Origin of the sequence: Streptomyces sp. NBC_01618 (genome assembly GCF_045209435.1) — a bacterium.
In the GTDB taxonomy this organism is placed as follows: domain Bacteria; phylum Actinomycetota; class Actinomycetes; order Streptomycetales; family Streptomycetaceae; genus Streptomyces.
On the sequence record NZ_CP109297.1, the window covers coordinates 1,629,204 to 1,644,033 of the forward strand.

The window sequence follows — 14,830 nt, forward strand, 5'->3', positions numbered from 1 at the left end:
TCCGTTCCCTAGGCTGTTGCCATGCTTTCGGAACCACGCTCAGGACTGCTGGCCGCTTGGGGAAACGCGCTTCTGGCGGGGCTGGTGTCGCCGGACGACGCGGCGCTCGCCATTGTCGGGGAGGACGCGGTGCACCGCGTGGAGGGGCTGCCGGGCGAGGCGGGGCCGGTCGGGCTCACACTGGCGCTCGGGCGGTTGCGGGCACTGGGGGTGACCGGTTTCCGGGTCGCGTTGCCGGCTCCCGGGCATCCGCTGGGGCTGAGCGGTCCGCCGGACTTCAACGCGCGGGCGTTGGAGGCCGAGGAGGCGGTGGTCGCGTTCGGTGCGCCGTACGGGCTGGTTCCCGAGGTCCACGAGGTGGGGCCGGAGGGGGATCTGTACGTCGAGGTGGTGTGGCGCTGTCTGCCCGTGCGGGAGGCGCCGCCGGCCGATGTGCCGTCGCTGGGTGAGGCCGAGCGGGAGCTCGCCGAGGCGTTGCGGGATGCCACGGCGGTGCTGTCGCGGTTGGATGTGGCGGGTTCCGGGCCGGTGGCGGAGGCGGCGGTGCATGCGTACCGGGCGCGGACGGAGCTGGGGCGCGAGGTGCTGGCTCCGGGGTATCCGCCGCGGGCGGTGCGGGTGCTGGAGCTGGCGCAGCGGGTCGGGCTGCTGATCTCGGTGGCGTACGAGAACGGGCACGGCGGGGCGGTGAGCGCGTCGGAGATCGCGGCTCGGGGAGAGGCGCTGAGGCCGGTGGAACGGGTGGCGAGGCGGGCGCAGGTTGCCGCGTACAACGCGTATGTGGAGGAGCGGGAGCGGTAGGCCTTGGCCGGCCGGCGGGGGGTGGTTGTGCCTGGGCGTCCTGGGTGCTTTGTGTCCGGCATGTCGGGGTGCTGTTTTGTCCTCAATCGCCGGACGGGCTTGAGAGTGCCGGGTGCCGGGCGCTCTTGAGAGTGCCGGGGGTGCGCTTGAGGGTGCCAGGGGCGCTCTTGAGTGTGTCGGGGGGATGTTGAGTGTGTCACGTGCGCTTGGGGGTGGGGGTCGCCGGGCGGGCTTGATGTGCCCGGCCGACGACACAGGGCCTTGGTCGGTCAGCCGTTCAGACCGAAGTTTCCGAAGGCCGGGTTGAGCAGGCCGATCACGTTGACGGTGTTGCCGACCACGTTCACCGGGACGTGCACCGGGACCTGGACGACGTTGCCGCTGGCCACGCCCGGGGAGTGGGTCGCTGCACCGTGGGCGCCGGCGCCGTGGCCGGTGGCGGAGGCCGCGCCCGCACCGGCGGCGATGATTCCACCGGCGATCATGGTGACGGCAGCGGCCTTCTTCAGGTTCTTCACTTCAGAATCCTCCTAGCGTGGCTGCGACCAGCCGCCGCAGCACCTGGAGAACGCCTCGGAGCCGGACAGGTTGCGCCGTCCGGGTGACATCCACCCGACAGTATGAATCTCAGCCCGGAGTGAGACGGTCCGCTTCCGGCGCCGGTCAGCCCGCCGCCCCGTGCCGGACGGCCCAGAGGGCCGCCTGGGTCCGGTCCGAGAGATCCAGCTTCATCAGAATGTTCGAGACGTGTGTCTTGACGGTCTTCTCGGAGAGGACCAGGGCCCGCGCGATCTCGCGGTTGGAGCGGCCGTCGGCGATGAGGCCCAGCACTTCCCGCTCCCGTTCGGTGAGGGTGCTCCCCCGGCCCGTACCGCTGCCCGCGTCGTCCTGGGCAAGCAGGGCTCCCGCGACCTCCGGCTGAAGCAGGACGTGGCCCGCGTACACCGAGCGGATGGCGCCGGCCAGGGCGTCCGGGTCGACGTCCTTGTATACGTACCCGGAAGCTCCGGCCCGCAGGGCGGGGACCACGGTGCGCTGCTCGGTGAAGCTGGTGACGATGAGGACTTTGGCCGGGTTCTCCAGCTCGCGGAGCCTGCGCAGGGCCTCGATCCCGTCCGTGCCGGGCATCTTGATGTCCATCAGGACGACGTCGGGACGGAGCTCCTCGGTCCTGGCCACTCCTTCCGCCCCGTCGGACGCCTCACCGACCACTTCTATGTCGTCCTGCACCTCCAGGAACGTACGCAGACCGCGGCGGACCACTTGGTGGTCGTCGACCAGCAGCACCCTGATGATCTTGTCAGCCACCGGGTACCTCCATCTCGATCGTGGTGCCCTTGCCGGGCGCCGATTCAACGGTGAGTCTTCCGCCGACCCCGCTCGCGCGGTCCCGCATCGACACCAGGCCCAGGTGGCGGCCTGCCTGCCGGGTCGCCGCGGGTTCGAAACCGCTGCCGTCGTCGATGATCCGCAGCAGTGTGCCGCCGCCGTGCCGGGCCAGAGTGACGCCGACGTGCTCGGCGCCCGAGTGGCGCAGCGCGTTGTGCAGGGCCTCCTGGGAGACCCGGAGCAGCGCCTCTTCCTGGGCAGCCGGCAGGGCCCGTACGCCCAGGCTCTCGAAGGTGACCCGGGCCGAGTGCGCGCGGTCCAGGACCTGGATCTGGGTGCGGAGGGTGGCGACGAGGCCGTCCTCGTCGAGCGCGGCCGGGCGCAGTTCGACGACGGCGGCGCGCAGCTCCTCCACGGCTTCCGCGGCGAGCGCGGCCACCTGGTGGAGCTCGCCCTTGGCGCGGGCCGGGTCCCGGTCGATCAGCGCGGTGGCGGCCTGGGCCGTCAGCCGCAACGAGAACAGCTTCTGGCTGACAGCGTCGTGCAGCTCATGGGCGAGCCGGGAGCGCTCCTCGGCGATGGTGAGCTCCCGGCTGCGTTCATACAGCCGGGCGTTGGTGAGGGCGATCGCCGCATGCTGGGCGAGGATCGACAGCAGCTCCTCGTCCTCGGCGGTGAAACCGCAGCTGCCCTCGGGTTTGGGGCAGCGCTTGTTGGCGAGGAAGAGTGCGCCGATGATCTCGTCGCCGTCCCGGATGGGCAGGCCGAGGAAATCGGACATGTCGGGGTGGGCGGCGGGCCAGCCCTCGAAGCGGGGGTCCTTGCGGACGTCGGCGAGGCGCTCGGCCTTCGCCTCGTGGAGCATCGCGGCGAGGATGCCGTGCTGCCGGGGCAGCGGGCCGATGGCCTTCCACTGCTCGTCGCTGACGCCGTCGACGACGAACTGGGCGAAGCCGCCGTGGTCGTCGGGCACGCCCAGGGCCGCGTACTCGGCGTCCAGCAGTTCGCGGGCCGAGGCGACGATCGTCTTCAGGACGTCGCGCACTTCGAGAGGCCGGCTCATGGCGAGCAGCGCGGCACTCACCGCTGCGAGACCCGACGGTGGGCGATGACTCATGGCCTCACCGTACCGGCGGGGGTACGGACGCCGTATCGGCCTGTGGACGGCCGCTGATTAGGGCGCAGGGACTAGGTCCGGCCGGGGGCGGGGACGGCGGTTTTCCGGTCCGGTACTGGTACGGGGCTTTGCCGAAGCCCGGTCCGGGGTCCGGTGCGGGGTCCTGCCGGGATCTCCCGGTCCGGTCCGGTACAGAGTCCTGCCGGGGTCCGGTACGGGGTCCTGCCGCGATCTCCCGGTCCGGTCCGGTGCGCGGTTCTACTGCGTTCCCGTACGGGGCACAGCGCCGTCCGGTGCGGAGGCCGGGTCCTGTCGGGCCCGAGAGAAAGACGTCCATCCGGCCCCCGAGAACCGGATCCTCACACTCCGGATTGCGTGAGCAACCGTTGGTGAGTTTGATACGCGGTCGATGTGAGGCCGGGCATAGGACCCACGTCACTTACGAAGCCTGCTAGTGGATCCTAAGTCCCACATCAGTGAGCACGAGCGCGAACCGCCGCGTTCAAGCGGAGTCGTGATCCACTACCCGGGATCGTACGTCACACCTTTGCCACGCCATTTTGCTGGCGCTAAGAATTGCTCTCGTCCCCGACGGAGATGCGAACACACCGCCTCCCGTCTTCGTCCTCCGTGAGGACTCCCGCGATTCGAAGAGGTACGTCTGCATGTCCGAGTCCAGCATCCCCGGCCGTCGCCGTCGCCTGAACAAGACCCAGAAGCTCTCCGTCGCGGGTATCTCCGCCGTCGCCGTTGCCTCCCTCTCGTTCTCGCTCGTTCCCGCCAATGCCGAAGGCAAGCCCAAGGCCCAGGCCCCCGAGGCCGCCGCCCCCGTGGTTCTCACTTCGGTCGCCGGTACTCCGCAGGCCAAGGCACTGCAGGCCAGCCTCATCGAGCAGCACTCGACCGCCGAGAACCTGGTGAAGGCCGCCGACCTCGCGCGGGCCAAGAAGGCCGCCGCGGTCGAGGCGAAGGCGAAGGCCGCCGCCAAGGTCAAGGCCGCCGCCGCTGCGAAGGCCCGGGTGAAGACCGAGGCGGTCGCCGAGAAGCGCACCGGCACGCAGGCTGCCAGCCGTTCCGAGGTCCGTACCCCGGTCTACGCCAACAACCTGGACGGCTGGATCCGGGAGGCCCTGGACATCATGAAGTCGCGCGGCATCCCCGGCTCGTACGACGGTCTGCACCGCAACATCATGCGGGAGTCCAGCGGCAACCCGAACGCGATCAACGGCTGGGACATCAACGCGCGGAACGGCGTTCCGTCCATCGGCCTGCTGCAGATCATCAAGCCGACGTTCGACGCGTACCACGTCCCGGGCACGGCCTTCAGCCAGTACGACCCGGTCGCCAACCTCACCGCCGCGGCCAACTACGCCGCCGACCGGTACGGCTCGATCGACAACGTCAACAGCGCGTACTGATCGAGTCCGGACGTCCTCGGACGACCTGAGGAGCCGCGTACGCATACGCCGGAGGGCGGCACCCCGCGTGGGGTGCCGCCCTCCGGCGTATGCGTACGCGTGTGTCCGCGCCTACTTGCGCATGACCTCCGGCTCGTGGCGGCGCAGCAGTCGCGCGACGACGACGCCGCAAATGATGCCGAGCAGCAGGAGCACCGAGATGTTGATGCCCCACTGACCGGCCGAGTGCTCCCACAGCGGGTCCAGGTCGGTCGGGTTCTTCGGGTCCCACGGCGCCATGAGGTGCGACAGGTCGAGCGTCGTGCCCACGCCGGCGATGGCCCAGCGGGACGGCATCAGCCAGGCGAACTGCTCCAGGCCGGGCGATCCGTAGACCTGGAAGAGGATGCCGGTGAAGACGACCTGGACGATCGCGAACATGACCAGCAGCGGCATGGTCTTCTCGGCGGTCTTCACCAGCGAGGAGATCACCAGGCCGAACATCATCGAGGTGAAGCCGAGCACGATGATCGTCGCGCAGAGCTCGACGGCCGGCGGCATGATCAGGCCCTCTGCGGGCAGCTCGCGGGTGGCGAAGCCGATGCCACAGATGATGACGCCCTGGATGGCCGTGATCACGCCGAGGACGATCACCTTCGACATCAGATAGGCGGAGCGGGAAAGACCGGTGGCCCGTTCCCGTTCGTAGATGACGCGTTCCTTGATCAGTTCTCGTACGGAGTTCGCCGCACCGGAGAAGCACATGCCGACCGCGAGGATCAGCATGATCGTTCCGGCGGCTCCGTTGAACCGGGACGGCGGCTTCGGCGGGGCCAGGCCGAAGTCGGCGGGGATGACCACGCTGACGACGCCGAGCACGGCGGGCAGGATCACCATCAGGCCCATGAAGCCCTTGTCGGAGGCGATCACCGAGATGTAGCGGCGCATCAGCGTCCACAGCTGGGCCGTCCAGCTCTGCGGCTTCGGCGGGCGCAGCTGCTGCGGCGGCGGCATGTGTATGGACTGCGCGGCAACGGCGTCGATGTCCGCGGCGTACATCTGGTAGTGCTGCGAACCGCGCCAGCGGCCCGCCCAGTCGTAGTCGCGGTAGTTCTCGAACGCGGAGAAGACGTCGGCCCAGGTGGTGTAGCCGAAGAAGTTGAGCGCTTCCTCCGGCGGGCCGAAGTAGGCGACGGAACCGCCCGGCGCCATGACGAGCAGCTTGTCGCAGATCGCCAGCTCGGCCACGGAGTGGGTGACGACGAGGACCGTACGGCCGTCGTCGGCCAGGCCGCGAAGCAGCTGCATGACGTCACGGTCCATGCCCGGGTCGAGGCCGGAGGTCGGTTCGTCCAGGAAGATCAGCGACGGTTTGGTGAGCAGCTCCAGGGCCACGGAGACACGCTTGCGCTGGCCACCGGAGAGCGAGGTGACCTTCTTGTCCTTGTGGATGTCGAGCTTGAGCTCGGCGAGGACTTCGAGGATCCGGGCCTCGCGCTCGGCCTCGGTGGTGTCCGCGGGGAAGCGGAGCTTGGCCGCGTACTTGAGGGCCTTGGTGACGGTGAGTTCCTTGTGCAGGATGTCGTCCTGCGGGACCAGACCGATGCGCTGGCGCAGCTCGGCGAACTGCTTGTACAGATTCCGGTTGTCGTAGAGGACGTCGCCCTGGTTGGCGGGCCGGTAGCCGGTGAGCGCCTTGAGCAGGGTGGACTTGCCGGAGCCGGACGGGCCGATGACCGCGATGAGCGACTTCTCCGGGACGCCGAAGGAGACGTCCTTGAGGATCTGCTTCCCGCCGTCGACCGTCACCGTGAGGTGGCGGGCGGAGAAGGAGACCTCACCGGTGTCGACGAACTCTTCCAGCCGGTCCCCGACCAGGCGGAAGGTCGAGTGACCGACGCCGACGATGTCGTTGGGACCGATGAGCGCGGAGCCGGACTTGGCGAGCGGCTGACCGTTGACGTAGGTGCCGTTGTGGGATCCGAGGTCACGGATCTCGAAGCGGCCGTCGGGCGTCGCGTGGAACTCGGCGTGGTGGCGCGAGACCTGGAGGTCGGAGACGACCAGTTCGTTCTCGAGCGCACGACCGATGCGCATGACGCGGCCGAGGGCCAGCTGGTGGAACGTGGTCGGGCTGCGGTCGCCGTACACCGGCGAGGCTCCCGCGGCATCGCCGGGCCCGCCCGCGCCGGGTGCAACCGGCGCTTTCGCCAGGCCCTGCTGGTGCGGGACGTGGGGCTGCTGGGGCTGCGCGGGCTGCGGCTGCGACTGGGCCTGGGGGGCCTGCTGCCAGCCCTGCTGCGGCTGCTGCTGTGGGACGGGGGCGGCCTGCCGACCGGGCCAGCCCGCGCCACCCTGCTGGGGCTGCTGGGCGGGGGCCTGCTGCGCACCCGCGCCCTGCCCGCTGTACACGTCGGCGTCCGCGGCGGCGCTGATGCTCAGCCGCGGTCCGTCAGTGGCGTTGCCCAGGTGCACGGCGGAGCCGGGCCCTATTTCAAGCTGATGGATTCGCCGGCCCTGCACATAGGTGCCATTGGTGCTGCCGTGGTCCTCGATGAACCAACTGTGGCCCTCCCAGCTGATCGTGGCATGCCGCCACGACACCCTGGCGTCGTCGATCGTCAGGTCGCCCTGCGGATCACGCCCCAGGGTGTACGACCTGGACGGATCGAGCGTCCAGGTCCTGCCATTCAATTCCAGTACGAGTTCCGGCACTCCGCGCCCCACTAGTTGTCCCCCGAGTTACCCCCGTTGCAGGGAGTCTAGGGATGCTGAACATCGTGGGGAACTATTCCAGGAGCAGTCCCCTGTACGAAAGTCGGGCAGGATGAAGACCCTGCCGAGGCCTGTGGTGTTGTGCCGTCGCCTCAGGATGGATCGGTACGGAGATCGGCAGGCGAGCACGAGTGCTTACGAACTTTCTGTGAACGGGCCGACCCAGGACGATTCCGTCCACTCGGAGGATCCACCCAATTCCGGAACTGCTCGGGTCCGTCATCCTCGTCCATCCGTCGTCGCCGGGCGTGCCCGAGCGCGTCCGGTCCGTGGTCGCCAGGTGCACCCGGGCGCGTCCGGTCCGTCGTCGCACTGTGTTGTGTACCGGTGGCGTGCGGAGACGGGGCGACGACGCGCTGTCCGGTACTCGGGACGGGCCGCCGAGCCCGTGGAGCGGACCGATACGGTGGGAGCACCATGAGCGCATCTCAGCCACCTCAGCCTTCCCCCTCTCCTGAGCCCTCTGAGTCCCGTCAGGGCACGGACACCCCCACCCTTCTCGTGAAGATCTTCGGGAAGGACCGCCCCGGGATCACCGCCGGGCTCTTCGACACCCTCGCCGCCTACTCGGTCGATGTCGTCGACATCGAGCAGGTCGTCACCCGTGGCCGCATCGTCCTGTGCGCACTGGTCACCGCCCCGACCGCGGGCGGCACCACCGAGGGCGACCTGCGGGCCACCGTGCACAGCTGGGCCGACTCGCTGAAGCTGCAGGCCGAGATCATCTCCGGTACGGGTGACAACCGCCCGCGTGGCTCCGGACGTTCCCATGTGACGGTGCTCGGGCACCCGTTGACCGCGGAGTCGACCGCCGCCATAGCGGCCACGATCACCTCGACCGGCGGGAACATCGACCGGATCTTCCGGCTCGCGAAGTACCCGGTCACCGCAGTCGAGTTCGCGGTCTCCGGCACCGGGACCGAGGAGCTGCGGACGGCGCTGGCGACGGAGTCCGCCGGGATCGGCGTCGACATCGCGGTCGTGTCGGCCGGGCTGAGCCGCCGGGCGCAGCGGCTGGTCGTCATGGACGTCGACTCGACGCTCATCCAGGACGAGGTCATCGAGCTCTTCGCCGCCCATGCCGGCTGCGAGGACAAGGTCGCCGAGGTGACCGAGCGGGCGATGCGCGGCGAGCTCGACTTCGAGCAGTCGCTGCACGCGCGGGTGGCGCTGCTGGCGGGGCTCGACGTGTCGGTGGTGGAGAAGGTGCGCGCCGAGGTGCGGCTCACCCCGGGGGCCCGCACGCTGATCCGTACGCTGAAGCGGCTCGGCTACCAAGTGGGCGTGGTTTCGGGCGGGTTCACCCAGGTCACCGACGATCTGAAGGAACGGCTCGGGCTCGACTTCGCCTCCGCCAACACCCTGGAAGTGGTCGACGGAAAGCTCACCGGCCGGGTCGTCGGCGACATCGTCGACCGGGCCGGCAAGGCCCGGCTGCTGCGCAGTTTCGCCGAGCAGGCCGGGGTGCCGCTGGCGCAGACCGTCGCGATCGGCGACGGCGCGAACGACCTCGACATGCTGAACACCGCCGGGCTCGGAGTGGCCTTCAACGCCAAGCCGGTGGTCCGCGAGGCGGCGCACACCGCGGTGAACGTGCCGTTCCTGGACACCGTGCTGTATCTGCTCGGCGTCACGCGCGAGGAGGTCGAGGCCGCCGACGGTCTCGTCGACTGACGCGTATCCGCTTACCCGCGTACCCGCATACCCACGTACGAGCAGGGCCCCGGTGGTTTCCGCACCAGGGCCCTGCTCGTACTACGACGGGATCAGTCGTTGGGGGTCCAGTACTCGACCAGCTTGCCCACCCCGTGCTCCACGCCCTTCCAGGAGCCGGAGAATTCCACGACGGCGAAGGCGGCGGTCGGGAAGCCGCCGCGGTTCATCCGGGCCAGGGCGTCGCCCTCGGCCGATTCCGAGAGGGCGTCGGCGACTGCGTGCATCCCGGGGTTGTGGCCGATGACGAGAAGGTCGTGCACATCATCGGGGGTCTCGTTTATCAGGGCGATCAGTTCGCCGGGAGACGCCTCGTACAGTCGCTCCTCGTACACGGTCCTGGGACGGTGCGGCATCTCGTGCACCGCCAGTTTCCACGTCTCGCGCGTCCTGGCGGCGGTCGAGCAGAGGGCCAGATCGAGGACGATCCCGGAGTCGACGAGTTTGCGGCCTGCGACGGGGGCATCCTTGCGGCCGCGCTCCGCGAGCGGCCGTTCATGGTCGGAGTCCTGCGACCATTCCGCCTTGGCATGCCTGAGAAGGACGATCCTGCGAGGTGTGTCGACGCTCATACACCTCAGCTTCCCACGAAATGTGCGGCCCGGCGCAGGGTGTTGAAGGGCTTCCACGGGCTGCGCGGAAGCCGTCAGCCGGTGATCAGGGCCACGATTCGCTCAAGCAACCGGCCGAGCGCGGGGTCGGCCGTCGCAGCGTGTGCGTCGCCGGATCCCACGAGCATGAGCAGGAGCGCGGCGAAGGCGATCGCGGGCAGCGCGATGGCCCACCACGGCAGGCGGACCTCGACGCTGCCCGTGGCCGGGTGGGTGGACCGGGTGTGCGTACGGGCCGGCATGTCCGCCTCCGAGAGTCATCGGTTCCGATACCCAGAACCTACGGACTCGGGGGTGCCGGTCCCATCCGGTGACCCACCCACTTCACCCTGACCCTGTCCCCCTAGGGGACGGTGGTGCTGGCCCTACCACCGGCCGTCGTCGGCCACGCGATTCAGGGGGGTTCAGGCAGGTTCAGATGGATTCAGGCGGATTCAGGGGGATGCGATCGAGGCGATCACCGCGATGACCACGGTGATCAGCAGCATCGCCCCGAGCACGAGGAGAAGCTTCTTCTGACCGTTCTGGGGATTCGGATCGAGCACAGGAGACATGGGCCCAGTCTCGCATCTCAGCATTCGTCCTCGATCGTCCGGTCCCGCCCGGCCAGCACCCCGACCACCATCTGCGGCACCATGAGGCCCGCCATCAGCGCGATCGGCAGCCCCCAGCCACCGCTGTGCTGGTGGAGCACGCCGATGAGCAGCGGGCCGGGGATCGAGATCAGATAGCCGGTGGACTGCGCGAACGCGGACAACCTGACCACTCCTGCGCCACTGCGGGACCGCATGCCGATCATGGTCAGCGCGAGCGGGAAGGCGCAGTTCGAGATGCCGAGCAGTAGTGCCCAGACCCAGGCGCCGCCGGTCGGCGCGAGGTACAGGCCGGCGTATCCGATCAGGCCGCAGACGCCGAGGACGACGACGATCGGGCCCTGGTTCTTCATGCCGCCGGCGACCCGGGGGATGACGAACGCGAGCGGCACGCCCATCGCCATGGTCACGGCGAGCAGCACGCCCGCCGTACCGGCCGAGACCCCCGCATCGCGGAAGATCTGCGGCATCCAGCCCATGGTGATGTACGCGGCGGTGGCCTGCAGGCCGAAGAAGCAGGCGAGGCACCACGCGGTACGGCTGCGGGTGATCCTGAGCGCCGGGGCTTCCTGATGGCGGGGGGCGGGCTGCCCCGGGGCGCCGCGCCGGTCCCGTACCAGCGGGATCCAGGGCAGGATCGCGACCGCTGCGAGGACGGCCCAGATGCCGAGGCCCGCCCGCCAGCTGCCGCCCAGCGCACTGGTCATGGGCACGGTCACGGCGGCGGCGAGCGAGGTACCGAGGGCCAGAGCCATCGAGTAGAGCCCGGTCATGGAGCCGACGCGGTCCGGGAACCAGCGCTTGACGATCACCGGCATGAGGATGTTGCTGACGGCGATGCCCATGAGAGCGAGGGCGCTCGCGGCGAGGAAGCCGACCGTGCCGCCGACGAGCGGCCGGATCACCAGACCGGCCGTGATGGCCATCATGCCGACGCAGACGATCGCGCCCGGGCCGAAGCGGCGGGCGAGGCGCGGCGCCATGACACCGAAGACCGCGAAGCAGAGCGGCGGTACGGAGGTGAGGACGCCGGCGACGCTGCCGCTCATGTGCAACCCGCCCTGCACCTCTTCGAGGAGGGAGCCGAGGCTGGTGATGGTGGGACGGAGGTTGAGCGCGGCGAGGACGAGGCCGATGGCGACGAACCGGAGCAACCACGGGGACGGCCCGGGGGCGCTCTGCATGGCCTGTGCGGTCTGCGGGGCTTCCGGGGCCGGGGCTTTCGTCGAGGTGTCCGCGGTGGTGGCGGGGCTCAGGGTCCGGGTCGGGGTCCGGTGCTGCGGCTGGGTCTCGTCGTCGGGCATGGAGTCATCATAGAATCATGGGATGATTGATTGTCCAATCCTGTACATACTCCTCTGAGAGCATTCATTACCAGCAGAGCCACCGCGTACGTCTCTCCCCTCACATCACCCGCAGCAACCACCACCGAAGCAACCCGAGCAAGGAGCACCATGGCGCTGACGTCTCCGCGGCGTTCGGCACTCGCCGACCAGGTGATTGCCCAGCTGAGGAATCAGATCACCTCGGGCGAGTGGCCCGTGGGTTCACGGATTCCCACCGAGCCCGAACTGGTGGAGCAGCTGGGCGTGGCCCGTAACACCGTCCGCGAGGCCGTGCGCGCACTCGCGCACAACGGCCTGCTCGACATCCGGCAGGGCTCGGGTACCTATGTCGTCGCCGTCAGTGAACTGGCCGGGGTGATGCACCGCCGCTTCGCCACCGCCGATCCGCGCCATGTCGCCGAGCTGCGTTCCACCCTGGAGTCGTCGGCGGCACGGCTGGCGGCCGCCCGGCGCACCGAACGGGATCTGAAGCAGTTGGACGCGCTCTTGGCGCGGCGGGAGGAGACCTGGGCCGCGGGTGATGCCGAGGCGTTCGTCGCGGCGGATGCGACGCTGCATCTTGCGGTGGTCGCGGCCTCGCACAATGACGTGCTGACCGGCCTCTACGCGGACCTGGGCGATCTGCTGCGCGACTATCTCAGGGTCGATGTCGGCCATGAGCTCGGGCCGGAGAACCTCATGGACCACAGCCGGCTGGTCGAGGCGATCCGGGCGGGGGACACGGAGACGGCGGCGGCCGAGGCGGCGAGTCATGCGCTGAGCTGTCTGGTGGACCGGGTGTGAGGGGGCGCGGCCGTCCGGCGGACCAGGCGTGAGGGTCGAAGTCATCTCGGGTCGACCGGGGGTCGCGCTGCGTCGGGCGGAGCCACTCCGCGTCGAACGGGGGTCGCGTTACGTCAGGCGAAGCCTCTTCGCGTCGACCAGGGGTCGCGTTACCTCAGGCGAAGCCTCTTCGCGTCGACCGGGGGTCGCGGCGCAACGCGAAACGGAACGTCGCGCGTCAAACGGAGCTCTGCACCCGGTGTGTGACCCAGACCGAGCCGACTTCCTTCCAGCAGCGGTCGTCGAGCCGCACGGTCTGTCCCGGTCCCACGTCGACCGGGGTCGCGTCGGCGTCTATGTCCCACCAGCGGCGGCATTCGGTGTGCAGCTGCACACGGTCGGTGGAGGGGTACGGGTTGTGGCAGTAGGCGACGACTCGTGAACCCAGGACCGACGTACGGCATTCGGATCCGGCGGGCTCCGGGGTGGGAGCGTCGGGAGCTGATGCCCCGGTTCCACCCCGCCCCGCCATGGATATGACGGATATGCCCAGGGGGGCTATCAGTCCGGCGATGACCATGGAGACCGCCGGCAGGGCCCAGGTTCGGCGACGTGTGGAGCGCACAGCGACCTCCTCCCCGCAGCCTGACCAAAAGTCCGGTTCCACCACATTCTGCGGTGGATCGACCATCTTTTCGACTTGAGTGGGTCGGGACCGGGCGCAGACGCACGACGGCCGCGTACCGCCTGCTCAGAGGCGGTACGCGGCCGTGTCACAGCCTGTCGGCGCGGGTTCAGGCACCCATCATGTGCACGCCACCGTCGACGTGGACGATCTCGCCCGTGGTCTTCGGGAAGAAGTCCGAGAGCAGGGCGACGATACCGCGGCCGGCCGGCTCCGGGTCCGTCATGTCCCAGGCCAGCGGGGAGCGGGTGTTCCACACGTCCGCGAGCTCGGTGAAGCCCGGGATGGACTTCGCGGCCATGGACTTGAGCGGACCGGCGGAGACCAGGTTGCAGCGGATGTCGTCCTTGCCCAGGTCACGGGCGAGGTAGCGGGAGGTGGCCTCCAGCGCCGCCTTGGCCGGGCCCATCCAGTCGTACTGCGGCCAGGCGTACTGCGCGTCGAAGGTGAGGCCGACGATCGAGCCGCCGTCGTTCATCAGCGGCTTGCAAGCCATGGCGAGCGACTTCAGCGAGAACGCCGAGACGTGCATCGCCGTGGCGACCGACTCGAACGGGGTGTTCAGGAAGTTGCCGCCGAGCGCGTCCTGCGGCGCGAAACCGATGGAGTGCACGACGCCGTCGAGCGAACCGAGCTCGTCACGGACCAGACCGGCGAGGCGGTCGAGGTGCTCGGCGTTGGTCACGTCCAGCTCGATGACCTTGGCCGGCTTCGGCAGCTTCTTGGCGATGCGCTCCGTCAGCGTGGGCCGGGGGAAGGCGGTCAGGATGACCTCGGCGCCCTGCTCCTGGGCCACCTTGGCGGCGTGGAAAGCGATGGACGACTCCATCAGCACACCGGTGATGAGGATGCGCTTGCCGTCGAGAATTCCGCTCATGGTGATCAGTGACCCATGCCCAATCCGCCGTCAACGGGGATGACGGCTCCAGTGATGTACGACGCGTCGTCGGAGGCGAGGAAGCGCACTGCGGCGGCGATCTCCTCGGGCTGCGCGTAGCGGCCGAGCGGCACCTGGGACACGATGCCCTTGCGCTGCTCCTCGGTGAGCGCCTGCGTCATGTCGGTGTCGACAAAACCGGGCGCGACGACGTTGAAAGTGATGTTCCGCGAGCCGAGCTCACGAGCCAGCGACCGGGCGAAGCCGACCAGACCTGCCTTGGAGGCGGCGTAGTTCGCCTGCCCGGCCGAGCCGAGCAGCCCGACGACGGAGGAGATGAGGACGACGCGGCCCTTCTTGGCGCGCAGCATGCCGCGGTTGGCGCGCTTGACGACCCGGAAGGTGCCGGTGAGGTTGGTGTCGACCACGGACGTGAAGTCGTCCTCGGACATCCGCATCAGCAACTGGTCCTTGGTGATACCGGCGTTGGCGACCAGTACCTCGACGGGACCGTGCTTGTCCTCGATCTCCTTGTAGGCCTGCTCCACCTGTTCGGCGTCCGTGATGTCGCACCGGACGGCCAGAACGCCCGCCTCGGTGAGGATCTGGGGGGGCTCGCCCGAGCGGTACGTGATCGCGACCTTGTCGCCGTTGTCGGCGAAAGCGCGGGCGATGGCGAGGCCGATGCCCCGGTTTCCTCCGGTGACGAGAACCGAGCGGCTCAACGGATCACCCTTTCGATAGCGGTCTGGTACCTCGAAAACCTATCGGTACCACCCGCTCCGCGAGCAATCGGCCCCTGACAGCGCCTTACCTCGGGCACT

General features: G+C 69.3%; 15 protein-coding genes. 4 read left to right on the top strand and 11 right to left on the bottom strand.

What is annotated here, in order from left to right:
* The first annotated feature begins 21 nt into the window (after positions 1-21).
* On the top strand, positions 22-801 hold the full coding sequence (locus OH735_RS07705; RefSeq protein WP_406380581.1) for a hypothetical protein: 780 nt from the start codon (positions 22-24) through the stop codon (positions 799-801).
* Positions 802-1,070: 269 nt separating this feature from the next.
* On the opposite strand, the gene OH735_RS07710 is transcribed toward OH735_RS07705, so the two are convergent.
* The 3 genes from OH735_RS07710 to OH735_RS07720 form a co-directional block, all read right to left on the bottom strand.
* On the bottom strand, positions 1,071-1,319 hold the full coding sequence (locus tag OH735_RS07710) for a chaplin family protein (protein ID WP_406380583.1): 249 nt from the start codon (positions 1,317-1,319) through the stop codon (positions 1,071-1,073).
* A gap of 145 nt (positions 1,320-1,464) precedes the next feature.
* Positions 1,465-2,109, bottom strand: a complete 645-nt coding sequence (locus OH735_RS07715; RefSeq protein ID WP_406380585.1) for a response regulator — start codon at positions 2,107-2,109, stop codon at positions 1,465-1,467.
* Positions 2,102-3,247 (bottom strand): GAF domain-containing sensor histidine kinase, encoded by a 1,146-nt coding sequence (locus OH735_RS07720; protein ID WP_406380586.1) that lies wholly within the window; start codon positions 3,245-3,247, stop codon positions 2,102-2,104. The genes OH735_RS07715 and OH735_RS07720 overlap by 8 nt, the downstream gene beginning before the upstream one ends.
* Before the next feature lie 665 nt (positions 3,248-3,912).
* On the opposite strand from OH735_RS07720, the gene OH735_RS07725 reads away from it, so the two are divergent.
* Positions 3,913-4,665: a transglycosylase SLT domain-containing protein gene (locus OH735_RS07725; RefSeq protein ID WP_406380588.1), complete on the top strand. Its 753-nt coding sequence runs from the start codon at positions 3,913-3,915 to the stop codon at positions 4,663-4,665.
* 111 nt (positions 4,666-4,776) lie between these two features.
* Here the strand turns inward: OH735_RS07725 and OH735_RS07730 are convergent, their stop codons facing one another.
* Complete coding sequence (locus tag OH735_RS07730; RefSeq protein ID WP_406380590.1) at positions 4,777-7,371, bottom strand: FHA domain-containing protein; 2,595 nt, start codon at positions 7,369-7,371, stop codon at positions 4,777-4,779.
* 465 nt (positions 7,372-7,836) lie between these two features.
* Between OH735_RS07730 and serB the strand changes: the two genes are divergently transcribed.
* Positions 7,837-9,093 (top strand): phosphoserine phosphatase SerB, encoded by a 1,257-nt coding sequence (gene serB / locus OH735_RS07735; RefSeq protein ID WP_406380592.1) that lies wholly within the window; start codon positions 7,837-7,839, stop codon positions 9,091-9,093.
* A gap of 92 nt (positions 9,094-9,185) precedes the next feature.
* Here the strand turns inward: serB and OH735_RS07740 are convergent, their stop codons facing one another.
* From OH735_RS07740 to OH735_RS07755, 4 genes are all read right to left on the bottom strand, one after another.
* Positions 9,186-9,704, bottom strand: a complete 519-nt coding sequence (locus tag OH735_RS07740; protein WP_383762465.1) for a SixA phosphatase family protein — start codon at positions 9,702-9,704, stop codon at positions 9,186-9,188.
* A gap of 74 nt (positions 9,705-9,778) precedes the next feature.
* Positions 9,779-9,985 carry a hypothetical protein gene (locus OH735_RS07745; RefSeq protein ID WP_406380594.1) on the bottom strand — a complete coding sequence of 69 codons (207 nt, stop codon included), beginning with the start codon at positions 9,983-9,985 and terminating at the stop codon, positions 9,779-9,781.
* A gap of 192 nt (positions 9,986-10,177) precedes the next feature.
* Entirely contained in the window at positions 10,178-10,288 is a 111-nt protein-coding gene (locus OH735_RS07750; protein WP_406386461.1) for an SGM_5486 family transporter-associated protein, read from the bottom strand.
* A 26-nt stretch (positions 10,289-10,314) separates the two neighbouring features.
* Positions 10,315-11,640, bottom strand: coding sequence for a CynX/NimT family MFS transporter (locus OH735_RS07755; RefSeq protein ID WP_406380596.1), 1,326 nt, complete (start codon positions 11,638-11,640; stop codon positions 10,315-10,317).
* 150 nt (positions 11,641-11,790) lie between these two features.
* On the opposite strand from OH735_RS07755, the gene OH735_RS07760 reads away from it, so the two are divergent.
* Positions 11,791-12,465 (top strand): FadR/GntR family transcriptional regulator, encoded by a 675-nt coding sequence (locus OH735_RS07760; protein WP_406380598.1) that lies wholly within the window; start codon positions 11,791-11,793, stop codon positions 12,463-12,465.
* A 217-nt stretch (positions 12,466-12,682) separates the two neighbouring features.
* Here the strand turns inward: OH735_RS07760 and OH735_RS07765 are convergent, their stop codons facing one another.
* The 3 genes from OH735_RS07765 to fabG form a co-directional block, all read right to left on the bottom strand.
* Positions 12,683-13,069, bottom strand: a complete 387-nt coding sequence (locus OH735_RS07765) for a hypothetical protein (RefSeq protein WP_406380599.1) — start codon at positions 13,067-13,069, stop codon at positions 12,683-12,685.
* A gap of 169 nt (positions 13,070-13,238) precedes the next feature.
* Positions 13,239-14,006, bottom strand: coding sequence for an enoyl-ACP reductase FabI (gene fabI / locus OH735_RS07770; protein ID WP_406380600.1), 768 nt, complete (start codon positions 14,004-14,006; stop codon positions 13,239-13,241).
* Positions 14,007-14,011: 5 nt separating this feature from the next.
* Complete coding sequence (gene fabG / locus OH735_RS07775) at positions 14,012-14,731, bottom strand: 3-oxoacyl-[acyl-carrier-protein] reductase (RefSeq protein WP_406380602.1); 720 nt, start codon at positions 14,729-14,731, stop codon at positions 14,012-14,014.
* Positions 14,732-14,830: the final 99 nt, after the last annotated feature.